The sequence below is a fragment of the Clostridium tepidiprofundi DSM 19306 genome (assembly GCF_001594005.1).
Lineage (GTDB): Bacteria > Bacillota > Clostridia > Clostridiales > Clostridiaceae > Clostridium_AC > Clostridium_AC tepidiprofundi.
Genome location: NZ_LTBA01000041.1, coordinates 1 through 17919 on the forward strand (window position 1 = coordinate 1; position 17919 = coordinate 17919).

8 protein-coding genes and 1 pseudogene are annotated in these 17919 nt (G+C 28.5%); 5 read left to right on the plus strand and 4 right to left on the minus strand.

Annotated features, from left to right (window positions below):
• Window positions 1-193, plus strand: a pseudogene (locus tag CLTEP_RS15245) (transposase); the annotation flags it as partial.
• A 952-nt stretch (window positions 194-1145) separates the two neighbouring features.
• On the opposite strand, the gene CLTEP_RS11305 reads toward CLTEP_RS15245, so the two are convergent.
• Entirely contained in the window at window positions 1146-9965 is an 8820-nt protein-coding gene (locus CLTEP_RS11305; RefSeq protein WP_066826768.1) for a glycoside hydrolase family 94 protein, read from the minus strand.
• A gap of 395 nt (window positions 9966-10360) precedes the next feature.
• Here CLTEP_RS11305 and CLTEP_RS11310 point away from each other — a divergent pair, with 395 nt between their 5' ends.
• From CLTEP_RS11310 to CLTEP_RS11320, 3 genes are all read left to right on the plus strand, one after another.
• Window positions 10361-11461 carry a glycosyltransferase family 4 protein gene (locus CLTEP_RS11310; protein WP_084364916.1) on the plus strand — a complete coding sequence of 367 codons (1101 nt, stop codon included), beginning with the start codon at window positions 10361-10363 and terminating at the stop codon, window positions 11459-11461.
• A complete protein-coding gene (locus CLTEP_RS11315; RefSeq protein WP_066826770.1) occupies window positions 11442-12464 on the plus strand; it encodes a lysylphosphatidylglycerol synthase transmembrane domain-containing protein in 1023 nt (340 codons plus the stop codon). The genes CLTEP_RS11310 and CLTEP_RS11315 overlap by 20 nt, the downstream gene beginning before the upstream one ends.
• 266 nt (window positions 12465-12730) lie before the next feature.
• On the plus strand, window positions 12731-13933 hold the full coding sequence (locus tag CLTEP_RS11320; RefSeq protein ID WP_066826772.1) for a glycosyltransferase family 4 protein: 1203 nt from the start codon (window positions 12731-12733) through the stop codon (window positions 13931-13933).
• A gap of 201 nt (window positions 13934-14134) precedes the next feature.
• On the opposite strand, the gene CLTEP_RS11325 is transcribed toward CLTEP_RS11320, so the two are convergent.
• Complete coding sequence (locus tag CLTEP_RS11325; RefSeq protein ID WP_066826776.1) at window positions 14135-15436, minus strand: M18 family aminopeptidase; 1302 nt, start codon at window positions 15434-15436, stop codon at window positions 14135-14137.
• A 260-nt stretch (window positions 15437-15696) separates the two neighbouring features.
• Window positions 15697-16137, minus strand: a complete 441-nt coding sequence (locus tag CLTEP_RS11330) for a stage III sporulation protein AH (RefSeq protein ID WP_066826778.1) — start codon at window positions 16135-16137, stop codon at window positions 15697-15699.
• A 309-nt stretch (window positions 16138-16446) separates the two neighbouring features.
• Between CLTEP_RS11330 and CLTEP_RS11335 the strand changes: the two genes are divergently transcribed.
• On the plus strand, window positions 16447-16791 hold the full coding sequence (locus tag CLTEP_RS11335; RefSeq protein ID WP_066826780.1) for a helix-turn-helix domain-containing protein: 345 nt from the start codon (window positions 16447-16449) through the stop codon (window positions 16789-16791).
• Here the strand turns inward: CLTEP_RS11335 and CLTEP_RS11340 are convergent.
• Window positions 16774-17589 (minus strand): ABC transporter permease, encoded by an 816-nt coding sequence (locus CLTEP_RS11340; RefSeq protein ID WP_066826782.1) that lies wholly within the window; start codon window positions 17587-17589, stop codon window positions 16774-16776. The two genes, CLTEP_RS11335 and CLTEP_RS11340, sit on opposite strands and share 18 nt — an antisense overlap.
• Window positions 17590-17919: the final 330 nt, after the last annotated feature.

The window sequence follows — 17919 nt, forward strand, 5'->3', positions numbered from 1 at the left end:
TCAAAGTAAAGCTTTATACGTATTGCTATTAAAATGTTTGTGTAATTTTAAAGATAAAGATATTTGTAAAATTATTGGCAATATCACTCAATCACGAATATCAGCCCTTTGTTCAATTGGAATAGATGTTCTCCTTCATGATGATAGGTATACCAATATTGTAGATGACTTTATTGTGCTTAAGGCTAGTTAAATATATTAAATCAAGTTCAAAACGCGATTAGCTTAAATGATATTTTTGACATTCTTGAAATGATATTTTTGACATTCTTGAATTATATCAGAATAACTCAATAACTGCATATGCATATATTATGTAAAATGTTATAAATGTATTTGTATTTTCTTATTTAAAGTAAATATATAAACTTTTTCAAAAATTTGATGTTCATACTTTTATATTTTTATTTACAAACAAAGGACAAGCCATCCATCTCTTAACATACCATGTCTTAAGAATTAACAAAATCACACTAAACTGAGTAATAATTTAACCATAAAAAAAATAACTTATCTTTATACACATCATCAAAACATGACATATGACATATATATATTATGTTTTATATATTACTAATTTATATTATATTTTTTCATCTTACATATTATATTTTTTTATCTTACATTTTTTGTACCGATATCTTAGCTCTATTTTAATTTGCTTCATTTTTTAATTTTGCAATATTGCACCTTTTATAAGTTCTATAAATAGGAAATTGATGTTTTTTACTTGATGTAAAGTAAAATTTACACATTAAGTTCTTATATTTTATTAAGTTCTTATATTTTACTTTCGCAAACAAAACAAAGTTACCGTATAATTATCAAATAATTTAAAACTTTTTATTATTTTGTTAATAAAAATGTTATTATTTTCTTCTTTCTTTTCTAATTAACCGTCCCCATTATCTTTTACTCTTACCGTTAGTTATCTATCCGTTATTTATCTATCTGTTTCTTCTTCTCGTCTTCTTGATTTTTTAATTAACCGTCCCTGTTATTTTTCCTTTCTTCTTATTTTTCTAATTAACCGTCCCTATTATTTTTTAAAAAAGAGCTATCATATCATACCGACAGCTCTTTTTTATACCGATAGCTCTTTTTAAGTTTTTATTTTAGATAGATAAGATAAAATAATATATATCTTAAATGTTAACTATAATCTCATGCTCTCCTTCCTCTTGGTAGGGAATTAAATCATCTTTTAGAATCTTTCCATCTAATATCACTTTTTTATCGTTATTTTTATAGCTACTATTTTTGTCTGCACTATTTTCATTATTTTCACTGCTATTTTCACTATTCTTATTGCCAGTTCTCTTGACTTTGATATTATATACTACTTCATCTTTGGTATATTTTATTTCATATTCATCCCAGCTATCAGGTATACATGGTTCAACTTTAAAACCTCTATCGCCTTCTAGTTTTAAGCCAAGTATTCCATCTATACCTACTCTATACATCCAACCAGATGTTCCAGTATACCAACTCCAACCGCCTCGCCCTTCGTAAGGTTCACATGAGTATACATCTGCCGTCATTACATATGGTTCTGTTTTATAAATATCACACTGGTCTTTTGTAAGTGTATGATTGATTGGATTTATCATATTGTATAGTCTGACAGCTTCATTTCCATTATGTAGCTTAGTCTGTGCTAATACTACCCATGTTGCTGCATGAGTATACTGTCCTCCATTTTCTCTAACACCAGGAACATATCCTTTAATATATCCTGGTTCTAATGATGACTTATAAAATGCTGGAGTTAGAAGTTTTATAAGTTTGTGCTCATCATCTATTAAATATCTTTCAAGTGATTTCATAGCTTCTATTTTTCTTTCACTACTTGCTGCTTCTGACAGTATTGCCCATGACTGTGAAAGAGAATCTATCTTGCATTCCTCATTTTCATTAGAGCCTAATGGCGTTCCGTCATCAAAATATGCTCTTCTATACCACTTTCCATCCCACGCATTTTTTTCTAAATTCTCTTTTATAAATTCTTTTGCTTCAATATACTTTTCTTCTCTTTTAAAATCTTTCATATACCTACATATTCCAGTATAATTGTGTAATATGCTATACAAAAACCATCCTAACCATACACTTTCACCTTTTCCTCCGTTGCCTACAGTGCTCATACCATCATTCCAATCTCCACTTCCCATGAGTGGTATGTTATGAACACCAAATTTTAATGCTCTTTCAATGGCTTTATTACAATGTTCATAAATTGTTCCTTCTATTTCAGTTTCACTACTTATATTGTATCTTTCATCTTCTCCTTCTTTTAAAGGTTCATCTTCGAGATATTTAGCCTTTTCAGTTAATATACTATAATCTCCTGTATTTTTGATATAATCTATTGTTACAAAAGGTAACCATAACAAATCATCTGAAAATCTTGTTCTAATACCACTATTTACAACAGGATGCCACCAATGCTGAACATCTCCTTCTAAAAATTGCCTAGATGCACTATACAATATGTGTTCCCTTGTTATGTTAGGTTCAAGGTAACACAAAGACATGACGTCCTGTAACTGATCCCTAAAACCATATGCTCCTCCTGATTGGTAAAAAGCTGTTCTTGCCCATATTCTACATGATAATGTTTGATACATAAGCCACCCATTTAGTAGAATATCCATAGATTTTTCGGGCGTCTTAACTTGTATGTTTCCAAGAAGTTTTTCCCAATATTTCTTTGTATCATTTAATGCTCTATTCACAGTTACTTGTGATGAATACCTTTCCATTGTTTCCTCTATTTTTTCTGTACTTACATCTTCACCAAGCATAACTGTTATCTCTGTTTCTTCATTAGGACTTAGAATTACATTACCCATACAGGCTAAACATGGATCAAAACCTGCACCTGATGTATTAGATAATCTGATTCTTTTTAAAACTTCTGCTTCTTCAACGCTTCCTCCTCTTCCTAGGAATTCCGTCCTATTTCCTGTAAAAGTATTGTTTTGTGTTCCACATATTTTTAAATAAGTATACAAATTTCCAAAATACATACTATATGGATTTCTTGAGCATATATATTCTTTTTTATAATTTATTTCTGTATAAATATGCTGAACAGTATGCTGCTGAACTACTCCCATTACAAGTTGTGCATAGTACGATATTGAAAGTCGTCTATCAATATCAGAATTATTCTTAAGCTTAACTTTACATAGTTTTACATTACTATCCATTGGAACAAACATGGTCATTTCACTAACAATACCTTTCGTGTAGTGTTTAAATGTAGAATATCCAAAACCATGTTCAACGATGTACTCACCATCGTCTCTTATCGGTTTAGGAGTTATACTCCAACATTCACCTGTAACATCGTCCCTCAAATATAAAGCTTCAGATGGTGTATCACAAATCCAATCATTAGACCATGCTGTTATTTTATTCTCTCTACTATTTTTACACCAAGTATATGAAGCTCCACTCTCAGATACATGAAACCCAAATTCACCATTCGATATTACATTTATCCATGGTGCAGGTGTGTTTTTGCCGTCCTTTAAAATTATGAAATATTTATCACCTTCTTTATTAAATCCTCCATAACCATTAAAAAACTGCAATCTAGGAATATTCCAGTTATTTTTATTACAACTGTATTCTACTTCTTTAGTTTGTAACATACATTCTCTTTTTTCTAAACCAGTGCTATTTTTTATCTGTGAAACTAATATTCCATCTTTTGAATCAATTACAACCCTTGCAATCGCCTTTAATAGATTGATGTCGTCTTGTTGCATTTTTGTTTTATTATATACAAATACACCTCCTGATTTATTTTGCTTATCTCTAGCATAACTTGAATAAATCAATTCCATTATAGCTTCTTTGAGGGGTTCTCTATAAGACACAGCTTGAAAATTCAGTATAACCAAATCAAATTTAAGTCCTTTTAAACTCAAATATTCATGCATAGTTAAAAGTTGCCTGCATAAATCTATATCTTTCTCCTCTCTTACTATTAGTAACACTATAGGTAGATCTCCAGATATACCATAAGCCCATAATGCTGATTGTCCTAACTTATTTTTAGTAATATATTCTTCTCTATTTCTAAGCAATGGACTCAAAAACAATATTTTAGAAGCAATATTTTGATATAGATTAGCTTGTGTCGATTTAATTCCTAAATATCTCATTTCTACTTGTGATTGCGTCCACGCTAAATCAAATTCTCTTACTATATTTTGAAGCACAGAATACTCTTGTGCTATTTTTATAGCTTCTTCTCTAGAATCAGCCATTGCAGTTGTAAATATTAATTCACATGTTTCTCCACTTTTAATCTTTACTTTTCGCCTTAAACTTAAAATAGGGTCTAGCACAGCACCAGTAAAATTTGAAAGCTCTATATCGTTAGTTATAACAGCAGGTATTTTTACGTTATTACCTCTTCCAATAAAATTAACTCTTGAAGTTTCATATTGAATATCACCTACCGTTTCACCATTAACTAATACAGTTTGCACAACCCAATGTTGTTTTTTTCCCTTGGCTCTAGGCCTTCTCGTCGCTAATAAACAACCAGTATACTCTACATATTCTGTCGTGATAAACAAATTACTGAAAGCCGGATGAACTAAATCTCCATCATAGCCACATAAAGTTACTTCAATATAACTCGTTATCTCAAGCAATTTTGTTTTTTCACTATTATTAGTCAATGATATTTTCCTTATTTCTGCATTTTCCCCACTAGAAACAGTAACTTCAGTATGTGTAATAACATCATTATCTCTTCTTTCGAATTCTGCTTTATCAAGAGAGAATGTCACTTCATATCTTTCTCCAGCATCTTTACATGGCTCATATGTTACACTCCAATATTTTTTGCTATTATTTTTAATATCATACGGAGTTATATCTTTTACATAAAAGAACATTCCACTACTATCGCAAGTCACATCTTCTCTCCATCTGTAAATATAAATATCCTCTTTTTTGGCATATCCACTACCACTATTAGATATCATCATTGAATAACTACCATTAGAAAGCAAATGTGTTTCAGGCATATCAGTCTTTGCTGTATACTTTCTTACAACAATTTTCTGCTTATCTGTATTAAATTCTTTATACATTAATTTTTGTTCTCTATCATAGGTAATTATATTAGGAACTTTTTCTTGAAGAAGCAATTCAGTAGCTCTTACTCTTGGTATATTATGAAATCTATTTTGAAGAATATTATCATTAATTGTATTATCAAGTGCAAGTAAACTCATACCTTCATGATGTATCATAAAACATTTTATTACTTCTCTTTTATGTCCTTTTTTCAATCTTTCCTTTGTATAATCTACAGCCTCGTACAAACCATATCTTCCCTCAAGGCCATTATTTAACAGTACTCTAATATTAGTTGCAGCAGATTTTTTATCCTTCAAAAGAGCCAGGACAGAAGAATAAGGTGCTATTACCAATTCATTCACTAACCCTCTCTTAAGTCCAATTCCTGGAACTCCAAATGCTTTATACTGATAATTTAAGTTAATATCAAAATTATAAAAAGCAGATTCTGAAATTCCCCAAGGCACATTTCTTTCTTTGCAATATTTTTGCTGTCCACTCAATACAGCCTCATATGTTTTATCCAATAATGTACCACTATAGTTTTTCATAATCAAAAGGGGCATGAAATATTCAAACATTGTTCCACTCCAAGAAACCAATCCTTTACTTTTTCCCATAAATGTCATTACCCTTCCAAGTTTAAACCAATGCTTATAATTAATATCCCCTTTTGCAATAGCAACAAAACTTGCCTGTCTGCACTCAGAAGCCAAAAGATCATAATAACTATTATTCAGTTTGTCACTTTCTATATCATATCCTATTGAAAATAACTCTCTTGTTTCATCAAACAAAATCGAAAAATCAGTATTTTCAGCCATTTCTTCTAATTTAGAAATTACTTCTACAATATCATTACATAAATGTCTAATTTCATTTTTGCCTTCATTTAAAGCTTTCTCTAATTTATTTAGAAAATCTTCATTCAATAAATATTCATTGTATGCATCTTCTGCCTCTTCTGCGTCTTCACTATTTTGATTAAACTTATCAATGTTATTCAATAAATTATCAATATTTTGTTCAACTTTATTTAATGGTGTTTGAGTGACTAAATTAAGTAATTCATTTTTTAATTTATCATTTTTTAATTTATCATTATAATTATAATCTTTATGACCCCCATTATAATCTCCTACATTATAATCTCCTAATAATTTAATCCATGGTGATAATTTGTTTAATTCATTTTCATAAGCAATTATCATATGCTTAAGTTTGTAATTCCAATAAAACGACTTTTTATTGCTAATTTTTTCAACATCCAATGTTTTATTCTTTAAATAATTTAATTTTTCAATCCACCACATTATTTCAAATTCAGAATTCTCTATCTCATCAACTATATTGGAATACAAGTCCTTTATACCAGTATTATCTTCTAATTCTTCACTAGCTAATCTTAGAGTATCTAATATTCCATTCCTACATTTAGTATTTAATATTGGTAAATTTAAAGCTTCCCTTAAAGCTTCAGCAGTAATCCAAAGATATCCTACTAAATTCCCACTATCAACAGTTGAAATAAATCTTGGCAATAAAGGCTTCATTGTTCTTGTATCATACCAATTATAAAAATGGCCTTTATATTCATCCAAACCATCCATAGAAAAAATAATATTTTTAATCCTTTCAACTGACTCAACTACTCCAATATATCCAAAATCGTAAGCAGATACATTTGATATGATTCCCATACCCATATTAGTAGGTGATGTCCTATAAGCCAAACCATTATTAGGGTCTTCTTGAAAATTATCCGGTCCAAGCCAATTGTTCTTTTCAGTTACGAAATCTTCAAAATATGCCCACGTCTTTCTGCTTAGTCGCTTTAGCATATCAATATCATCTTTTTGCAAAATATTATAAGATGATTTGTTTTCACAACTAATTAAATACGCAATGTATGGACTTATACTCCAAATAATACACGTTGGTAAAAAAACTATTACAACCTCCATTCCTTTATTGAGTACAAGAATAAATATAATAAAAGATATTATACTTCCAACCCACATAGATTTTACGAAGCTTAATAAATCTCTCTTAACACTTTTCTCAATATCAGCAGCAGTTTGCCACTCAAGTAGTTTTCTTTTACTAATAAATAATCTATAGAGAGTTCTCACTATAGCATCTACCATTAAATATGCTTGATATGGTAAAAAACTAACTATCAAGAATACTTGTTCTAATACCATTTTCGCATTTTTGATTTTCCCTGATAAGCTAATTCCTTTTATTGGAGTAACAACTACTTCTGACACATCAAAAAGTATTGGCGATATTAAAGCCACTATTGAAGCTACAAACCATTTATCTGTGCCATCTGGCAATAATCCAGCTAGATTTAAAATTAAAATCAACATCAAACTCGGTGCTAAAAGACTTCTTCTTAAATTATCAATTATCTTCCATTTAGATAAAGCATTTAGATCCTTCTTTAACCACGGTAATAATTGCCAATCCCCCCTAACCCATCTATGTAGCCTCTTTGCACTCGAATTGTAATATGCCGGATAGCCATCAATAAGCTCAACATCGGTAACCAATGCCGTCCTAGCATATGACCCTTCAAGCAAATCATGACTCAGTATACTATTCTCTGGTATTTGTCCCTCTAGCACATACAAAAACGTATCTATATCGTAAATACCTTTTCCTGTAAAAATACCTTCTTTGAATAAATCCTGATACACATCCGAAACAGCAGTCGTATACGTATCAATACCTGTTTCACCTGAAAATATTCTAGAAAATATGGTTTTATTTGCACTCAAAATACTAACACTAATTCTTGGCTGCATTATTCCATATCCTCTTAATATTCTTCTGTTATTTTTATCTATACATGGTATGTTTAACACATGAGCCATAGCACCTATCAGCTTTTTAGCAGCTCCCATTGGAAGTTGTGTATCGCTATCTAATGTAATAACATATTTTGCTTTCTTTAAGTTACCAATATATGAACTTATAACATTATAACTTGTATTTTCTTCACCTCTTAACAATTTGTTAAATTCCATTAATTTCCCACGTTTTCTTTCCCATCCCATCCATAATTCTTCTTTTTCATTGAATTGCCTATATCTGTTCAGAAAGAAAAATTTATTATCCTTATCTTTACAATATTTCTCATTTAATTTTTTAGTAATATATAATGCTGTCTTGATAATTTCATCATCATTTTTTTCATGTTCATTAATACTATCACTGAAATCACCAAGAACAGCATAATACAAATTATCTTCATTATTTGCTAAATAGTAAACTTCTAAATCTTCAAATAATTTTTTTACATTTTCTACACTATTTATTAAAGTTGGTATTACAACTACTGTTCTATTCTCTTCACCAATGCCATTCTTCAATTCTAGCTTAGGTATAAAGCATGGCTCCACTAGATGTGTTATACTCCAATTTAAAATTGAAATTACAATTTCACTACATGGTATTATTAATGCAATTACTGCAATAATATACTTCCATAAAATAAAATCATCATCAGAAATCATACTCGTATAAATAAACAAAGAAATTAAAAAAACAGTTCCTATAATAATTGTTCCCAAGTAAAAACCCGTCTTGTTACTAGTAAATTGGTTTTTAATTCCTCTAATTATACCCTTATTGTCTTTCACACTACTAATTAGTTCACTTACTCCATAGTCAACTAAATAGTAACCTACATGTTTTAGATATTCTTTTTCACTACTTGATTCTGCATTCCTTGCAAGTTCAATAGCTTTTTTAGCAACAAAAGTTTCTGCTACACCTAACTTTTTTGCTAACTTCTCTACTCTATGCCTGTAGTAATCTCTTGACTCAAAGTCCATAAGTTGATAAACGCCTAAAGGATCTTCTCTGAGAATATTTTCTATTTCACATAAAGCTTCAAAATACTTTTTCCAATTTAATGCTTCAACTTTTCTCAAACTGCTTACACTATTACCCATACTTATCTGTAAATTAGCTTCTTTTTGGTGTTCATGAACTATTGTTTTTTCAGAATTCGTTCCCATTTTGTTTAATTTTTCATCAATCCACAGATATGTATTATGATTATCAACTCCATTGTCTCTCAATATTTTTAACAATCTTTCTGTAAAATACATATTAAATTCAATATTCATTTTAGACAATTCTTTAAGTTCTCGTTCTATTCTATTTTCATTAAAAGCACTTATAATTTTTTCAGCAATTAAATCACTTTTAATTTTTTCTTTCTGAACATATTTTATTTCTTCGCATAACTTACTTATATTTTGTATCAACGCAATTCTAATCATTATAGGAAATGCCCAAAGTTCACTACTTTCAAGCACTGACTTTTTTTGATACGACTTAATAAATTTCTTAATTATATGTCCATCTATCTTACCATCAGTATGAGATACTATTTCAACAGCAATATGATATATTCTTGGATATCCTTTTAAACCATCACTGCAAACAGTAGGCAACCCTTTATAGTATTGACGCGGCATATTACGTTTAATATCCTTATATTCTTTTTCAATCAAATATAGATTATCTAAAAGCCATTCTGCAGCCGGAACTATATCTTTTTTATTCTTAGTTTCTTTATCAATAAAGTTATAAGTATCCAATATTTTTTCAAAACTTTTATCCAAACTTCGCATCAGTTTTTTCCTGCAATTATATGATTTTGATTTTGAATAAAAATCTGCTATATCGCTAGCATGTTTTTCTAATCTATCGCCTTCAATATCTATTGCTGGAATTTCATTCATCAAGTTATCATCATGTTCTTTAAAATATTTAAATAAAAATAAGCAAGCAAATACTATTAGGAGCAATGCTATTACTATTTCTGCACTTATATGCATTTCGTTCCACCCTTTCTAGTATTTTAATAGATTCGCCTATTTATTGTTTCCTATTATTAATAAAATTATTAATAAAATTTTAAATTTATATAAAATAGAAATATTATGTATTTAACTTCAAATGAGCAAAAATCATTACAATAACTTACAAATAACTTGATAACTCAATTTGTAATACTGAATTTTACTGTTTTACTGCACTAAATGATACTTAATAATCACACTAAAATATTATTCTACATTTAACGGATTGAAATTTGCTTATTTTTTGTTCATTTATAGTCTTCAAATACAAACTGTAAAATATTACCCTTGATGAATATTTTACACTTAATGAGGAAGACTAACCATGATAAGTAATAAAAGAAGATTAGGAAATACAGAAGGTGATTATTTTGCTAACTATAAATATGTTATCATCAGCTGATAAAGTTAAAGGTCAAGGAGTAGGTTCTGCTTATTTAGAGCAAGTCGACTTGGTAAAAAACGGATTGAATAATGAATTTAAAGTTGTTGTAAATCAAAAGAAAAGAACTGAAATAATGCACTATCATACAATCGATTTAAAACATTTTTTAAGCATTCCTTTTGCAAAGAAAAAAGGTGTAACAATAGGATATGTGCATTTCTTGCCTGAAACAATAGAAGGAAGCTTAAAACTACCTAAAGCATTTAAAAAAGCTTTCTATAGTTACATAATTAAATTTTATAAAAGTATGGACTATTTAGTGACTGTAAACCCTGTTTTTATTTCTAAGCTAGAATCATATGGAATTGATAGAAATAAAATAACTTATATACCCAATTTCGTATCAAATAAAAAATTCTATAAAATCACCAAAGAAAGAATATATGAAGAAAGAACTAAATTGAATATTGACAAAAATTCTTTTGTAGTTATTGGTGTTGGTCAAGTTCAAACTAGAAAAGGAGTACTAGACTTTATTGATGTAGCTAAAAAAATGCCTGATGTACAATTTATTTGGGCAGGAGGATTTTCATTTGGTGGCATAACAGATGGGTACAAAGAATTAAAAAAAATAGTCGATAACCCACCCCAAAATGTTATATTCACAGGAATCGTTGATAGAACTGAAATGAATGTACTTTATAATGTATCTGACTTATTATTTATGCCATCTTACAATGAACTTTTTCCAATGTCAATATTAGAAGCAATGAACACTCATACTCCTATACTTTTAAGAGATTTAGAATTATATACTTACATACTATTTGACTATTACATTAAAGGAAAGAATAACGAAGAATTCATCAAAGAAATAAAAAAGCTAAAATATGATTCAGATTATTATAAATCAGCTGTAGAAAAATCTAAAAGAGGAAATTCTTTTTATTCAAAAGATCACATATTAAACATGTGGCACGATTTTTATAAAAAAACATACGATTTTTATAAAAAAACATACGATTTTTATAAAAAAACATATGAAAATAAATTAGGTGGGAACATAAATGAACAAAACAAAGTTTAATCTAATAGTAGGACTATCTTCTGGCATTATATTTGTTGTTTTGATCATTCTAACTCATGGTTGGACAGATTTAATTCATCAGCTAAGTCATTTGAATTTAGTATGGATCATTTTAGGTTTTAGTCTTATGGTACTATATTGGATATTTGAAAGTAAGACATTACATGTAATAATAGCATCTTTAAATGGGAAATATAAATTTACTAGTGCTTTTAAGGTAACTATGATGGGACAGTTTTTCAATTCTATCACACCATTTGCAACTGGAGGGCAACCCGCTCAATTGTATGGTTTAACAAAAGAAGGTATTGAAACTGGCACAGCTGGTTCTATATTAATGATTAAATTCATAATATATCAATCAACATTAACAATATATTCACTAGTATTGATATTATGGAAAACACCATTCTTCACTCAAAGAATGAGCCACTTATTTTATTTAATACTATTGGGCTTTACCGTAAACACAAGTGTAATAGTATTCTTGATTGTTTTTTCAAGCCATAGAGGTTTAACCCATAAATTTGTAAGCATACTTTCAAAAATACTTATCAAACTTAATATTGTAAAGGATATCGAAAAATTTAAAAAATCAATAGATGATAACTTAGAACAATTCCACGAAGACATATTAATAATTAAAGACAATAAAATGCTCATGCTAAAATCTGCAATATTTACAACACTGCAATTAACCGCATTTTTCACTATACCATATTGTATATACCGCAGTTTTGGTATGAATGCAGTCAAAATATCCAATATGATTGCTGCAAACTCATTTGTAATAATGCTCACATCATTTGTTCCTTTGCCTGGGGCTGTAGGCGGTGCAGAAGGTGGATTTTACATGTTTTTTAGTTTGTTTTTTAGCAAAAAAAATATTATGTCTGCCATACTTCTGTGGAGATTATTAACATTTTATTCATGCATTATATTTGGTTCATTTGCTGTTATGAATTTATCATCATCTGAAAAATTATTAGAAAAGAAAAATTAGGTTCTTTCCAAAGTTGGTTGAGAATTATCAAACTATTTATGCAAAATTAAGTATTATCTTGATTTTATATAACAGAACAGAATAAATTCAATTAAGTATTGAAAGAACCAGAAATTATCAAAAATGAACTCGTTTTGCTAAAGCAAAATATTGGTACTTCATATGGAGACTCTACTCCACCTGAAACAAAAATTTTCAATCTCCCACTTATAGAAAAGGAAATCTTGTTGAATTAATAGATATTAAAACTAAGGAGAAGAAGAGTTATGAACATTGGAATTTTTACTGATTCATATTATCCACAAATTAGTGGAGTAGTAACATCCACTATGATGTTAAAAAAGGAATTAGAAAGTTTGGGACATAACGTAACCATTGTAACAGTCAAACACCCAGACGTAGATATAGATAATTCTAATATAATAAGGCTACCAAGCATACCATTCTTACCATTTCCTGAACAAAGGATTGGAGCAATGTATTCTCACAAAATAATGAACAAAATTAAAAATTTAGATTTAGACATAATACACACTCAAACAGAATTCAGTATAGGTATATTTGGAAGGATATCTGCAAAAAAATTAAATATTCCTGTAGTTCATACTTACCACACAATGTATGAAGATTATGTTCATTATATATCTAAAAAAGCAATGAAAAATAAAATAAAAATATTAGTTAAAAAAGGAAGTGTTCTTTATTGTAAGGACTGTAATGCAGTAATAGTACCATCTATTAAAGTAAAAAAAGTATTAATGAGTTATGGTTTAGATAATAGTAATATCAATGTAATACCTACTGGTATTGATTTAGAACCTTTTAAAAAAGAAAATTACGATAATTCATCATTGATTTCCTTAAAAAGCTCTCTAGGAATATCAGAAAATGACATTGTAGTTCTATACATTGGTAGAGTTGCTTCCGAAAAAAGCATAGATGTTATTATAAAAAGTATGCTACATCTTATAAATAAGGTTCCAAATGCAAAATTACTAATTGTAGGCGATGGTCCTGAAAAAGAAAATTTACAACGATTGGTTAAAAATATAAAAATTGAAGATTATGTAATTTTTGCAGGAGAAAAACCTTGGAATGAAATAGGTATGTATTATCAATTAGGTGATGTTTTTGTAAGTGCTTCAATAACAGAAACTCAAGGCTTAACATTTAGTGAAGCTATTGCCGCCAAAGTTCCCATAGTTGCTAAGTATGATATAAATTTAGATGGAATTATTACTGATAAAGTTACTGGAAGAATATTTAAAAACGATAACGAGCTTTCAGATATATTATTCGATGTTATTAACAATAAAACTACCACAAATAAAATGATTAATGCTGCCTATAATAACATAGAATCATTATCATCAAAACATTTTGGAGAAGCAGTTGAGAAACTATATATGGAAGTAATTGAAAATTATATACACAATAGAGTCAAACATGAATACATAAAAGCACACTAGAGCTAGTTTATAATTATTTTGTTCCAAACACCTTACCTTCTGTGCTTTATTACAAAATTTATATAAAAAGCTATATAAAACCACAGGCATAGCCCGTGGTTTTATATATGCAATATTCTCTGCTTTCATTACTCCTGTAAAACTTTGAGTATACCTAGTACCGATATTAAATTTACAATATTCTCTGCTTTCCAGTTTGGTTTACAATTTATAAAACTCTTCAAATGACTTTTCAACATATGTGTGATCTGCAACGCCACCTAACTCTCTAATGGAGTGCATTGCAAGTTGAGGATTTCCTATATCTACTGAACGTATATTCAAATGCGTCGATGAAATAGGTCCTATTGTTGAACCACCTCTTTCATCAGAACGATTAACAAATTTTTGGTATGGTACTCCTGCCCTTTTACAAATCTCTTCATAAACTGCATCTGAATTACTATCAGTTGTATAGCTTTGATTTGCATTAACCTTAATTACAGGTCCTTTATTTATAACTGGTTTATTAGTTGGATCATGCTTTTCTGGGCTATTTGGATGGAGTGCATGAGCATTATCAGCAGATATAATGTATGACTTTGATAGTGCTCTAAAGAACTCTTCTCTATCTCCTCCTAAAACTAATGTTATCCTTTCTAAAATATTAGCAAGCATATCTGAATTCGCACCCTGCTTTGTTGAGCTTCCTATCTCTTCATTATCAAAACATACCATAACATTTGTGGCTTCTGAAGGTTCTGTGTTCTTTATAGCCTCTATCCCTGCATGAACCATCGCTAAATCATCTAATCTAGGAGATGAAATGAATTCATTGTTTAGTCCCATAATACATCCTTTTTCATATTCATATAAAAACAAATCAAAATCTATAATTTCCTCAACATTAACTTTTAATTCATCAGCAATCGCTTTTAATAGATAATTACCCTTTTCTAGTTCTTCATTTATCATAGATAATAAAGGCAATAAATCCTTTTGTTTATTCAATTCTATGCCTTGATTAACTTTTCTATTCATATGAATAGCTAAATTAGGTATTATTAATATAGGTTTATTTATATTAATTAATTCGCATCTTGGAAATAAAACATTTTCACTTTTTAAAGCAACTCTACCTGCAATAGCTAAAGGTCTGTCTAGCCATGTGTTTAATATTGGTCCTCCATAAACTTCAGTGTTTAACTTAACATATGTATTTTCAACAGTAATCTCTGGAGAAGGTTTTACTCTAAATGTAGGTGAATCAGTATGAGCACCTATAATCTTAAATCCATTATCATATACTTCCCCTTTTCCAACAACAAACGCAATCAATGCTGAATCATTTTTTGTAACGAAATACTTGCCACTCTTTTTCAAGTTCCATTTTTCATGCTCTTCTAATTCTTCAAAACCTGATTCCACTAAAGTATCCTTAACATTCTTTACAGCATGAAAAGCTGTTGGGCTTTCATAAATAAAATCTATAAGCTCTTGTGCAAATTTCAATTCATTGCTCATTTTATTACCTCCCTCTAATATTTAAATTTTTTAAACACTTACAATTCCACACACATTAAAGTATACAAAATATTTCGAAATATTTCCATAGCAATCAAAACTATTTTTATGAGACATAATTTCACTCCTGTTGTTAAAGTTTGTATTCAAAATAATTTATACAACAAAAAGAGAAATTTGTCTCTATTTTTTTATGAAATTATTTAACTGTAAATATATGTTATGAAATTTTCTCAACTATAGTATCTAAAATATCTTTACTATAATACAACATCTAGATCTTTTATAGATTTTATTTTCGTAACTAAGTCCAAATCTTCCGTAATAATATATGCTTGTTTTTCATGTGCCATGTTTATTAACCAGTTTTTTTCATCTTTAATAAATGACAAATCTTCTGGAAAATTAGGTTGTACCCATTCGTAAAGGGAATTAGAAATATCCTTAATAATTTTTTTTGCATTGTCATCAGCTTTATAATAATATACATATGCTGTATCTTCTAATAATTTTGTCCCAGGCCACTTTGATTCTTCTTTCATTTCTATTAATGATTCTTTTAACATATCTATAATATTAAAAATAGAATCATTACTATCCATATCTTTACGAATAACAAATATAAAAGTATCGCAAGTATCAAATGCTATGTCCAATAAATTATAATATGTATTCCCTTCTGGATTTGTTTGTATAAACATATTTTTCTCCTTTCAGTTTTTATTATATAATTAGGTAGTAACCTTGTTAAGAAAATTGGCTATTTAATATTTCTTGTGTAGAAAAACTTTACAAATAAAAAATGCATTTACTATTATTGTAGTGAGAACAACAATAATACCCTAACAAAGGAGAAAGCAAATGCAATATAATTATATCAAAATTTCATTAGACTTACCAGAGTTCCATATTAAATGCAGAAGAATATAATGACACTATTTTTATAAGAGTATCTCCAATAAAAAAATCTTTAAGATGCCCTAAATGCGATAGCATAGCCGACAGGCTGCATGATAAAAAAAGAATTTTTTGTAAGAGATATACCTATTCATGGTAAACCTGTAATACTGATTGTTGAAAAAATCAGATTAAGATGTGCTTGCTGTGGTCATAGAGGAATATCAGTAAATATTCCTTTTCTTAATAAATATCAAAGAAAAACCGATAGGTTCATTGAATTTATTGCTAAAGAAGTAGCTAAAACAAGCATTAACGAAGTATGTGAGCAGCTTCAATATAGCCACTTTGCACAACATTTATTAAATAGCCATTTTTTTAAACTACCACAATCGGGTAATGACTGTCAATATGACGAGTTATTACCCGATTGTGAATATTTAGTCTATTTCTCTTAATCTTTCAATTATACTTAATTTGCTTAAATACTTGTAACATATACTTGGTACAGTAATTGCTATAAAAAATAATATTGGCAAACATATTATTACTGGAATTATTGTGAATTTAAATTTAAGAAACCAAATAGAGGATATAATACACTTTCCTATGAAATAGTTAATAACTATACCTATTGTTAATACGAATACAGATGTCATAATTGAGTAAATTATTCCTTCCCACATCAACATTTTTTTTGTTTGCACTCTTGTCATTCCAATGCTTTGTAACATTGCCAGTTCATGTTTCCTTAAAATTACAGAAGTAATAATTGTATTGGTAAAATTCATAATTCCTATTAATGCTAATATGAAACTTAATACTAACCCTATTGTTTCATATGTTCTCTTAGTAGAATTAAATTCTTTTTCAAATAAATTCCTTGATTCATAAGAAATATTATTCCTATTTTCTGTGTAGTTTTTTAAATAAGACTCAATATATTTCTGTTTATCCTTTTCTACATCTAAAGTCACTATCATTGGTAGAATATTGCCATATTGTGCATTAAACTCTTCTTCTGAAATAAAGAAACTTAAATTGAATGATTGCACGTATCTTGCTGATAACACATATGGAATATCAGCAATAGCCAATACTTCATATTCTTTTGCTATATTATTTGAATTATTTAATACAACCTTATCCCCAGGTTTATACAAAGATGTTTTTTTATTTTCATCATTTGTCGATACTATTATATAATTTCCACTTTTAAATTTATCATAATCTATATATCCTAATTTGACATTCAATTTGTCTAGTATAGTTTTATTAATTCCATATATATGGCTTCTTAATTGATGAAATTCTAATTGATTTTTTATATCTTGTTTGACTTGTTCTGGAAAACATTCAGGGTTATTATCGATTTCATTATTAATAAGATTATAAGTATTATTATCAACAATAAAGTTGTGTTCTAAAAACCTTACATAACCATATTCTTTAACTATAAATGAGAAAATTTAGATACAAATTTTTACAGTAGATATTTACACTACGCCTTATGCTACTTTCATGGTTTTAAAAACAGTTTCAATAGGAATATTATTTTTAGCACATTCATAAATCCATTGAATATT

What these genes read in the sequence shown, in the direction of transcription:
- CLTEP_RS11315 (WP_066826770.1), top strand. Translation starts at nt 11,442, where the DNA reads ATGAACAAAACAAAGTTTAATCTAATAGTAGGACTATCTTCTGGCATT.
- CLTEP_RS11305 (WP_066826768.1), bottom strand. Translation starts at nt 9,965, where the DNA reads ATGCATATAAGTGCAGAAATAGTAATAGCATTGCTCCTAATAGTATTT.
- CLTEP_RS11330 (WP_066826778.1), bottom strand. Translation starts at nt 16,137, where the DNA reads ATGTTTATACAAACAAATCCAGAAGGGAATACATATTATAATTTATTG.
- CLTEP_RS11320 (WP_066826772.1), top strand. Translation starts at nt 12,731, where the DNA reads ATGAACATTGGAATTTTTACTGATTCATATTATCCACAAATTAGTGGA.
- CLTEP_RS11325 (WP_066826776.1), bottom strand. Translation starts at nt 15,436, where the DNA reads ATGAGCAATGAATTGAAATTTGCACAAGAGCTTATAGATTTTATTTAT.
- CLTEP_RS11335 (WP_066826780.1), top strand. Translation starts at nt 16,447, where the DNA reads ATGATAAAAAAAGAATTTTTTGTAAGAGATATACCTATTCATGGTAAA.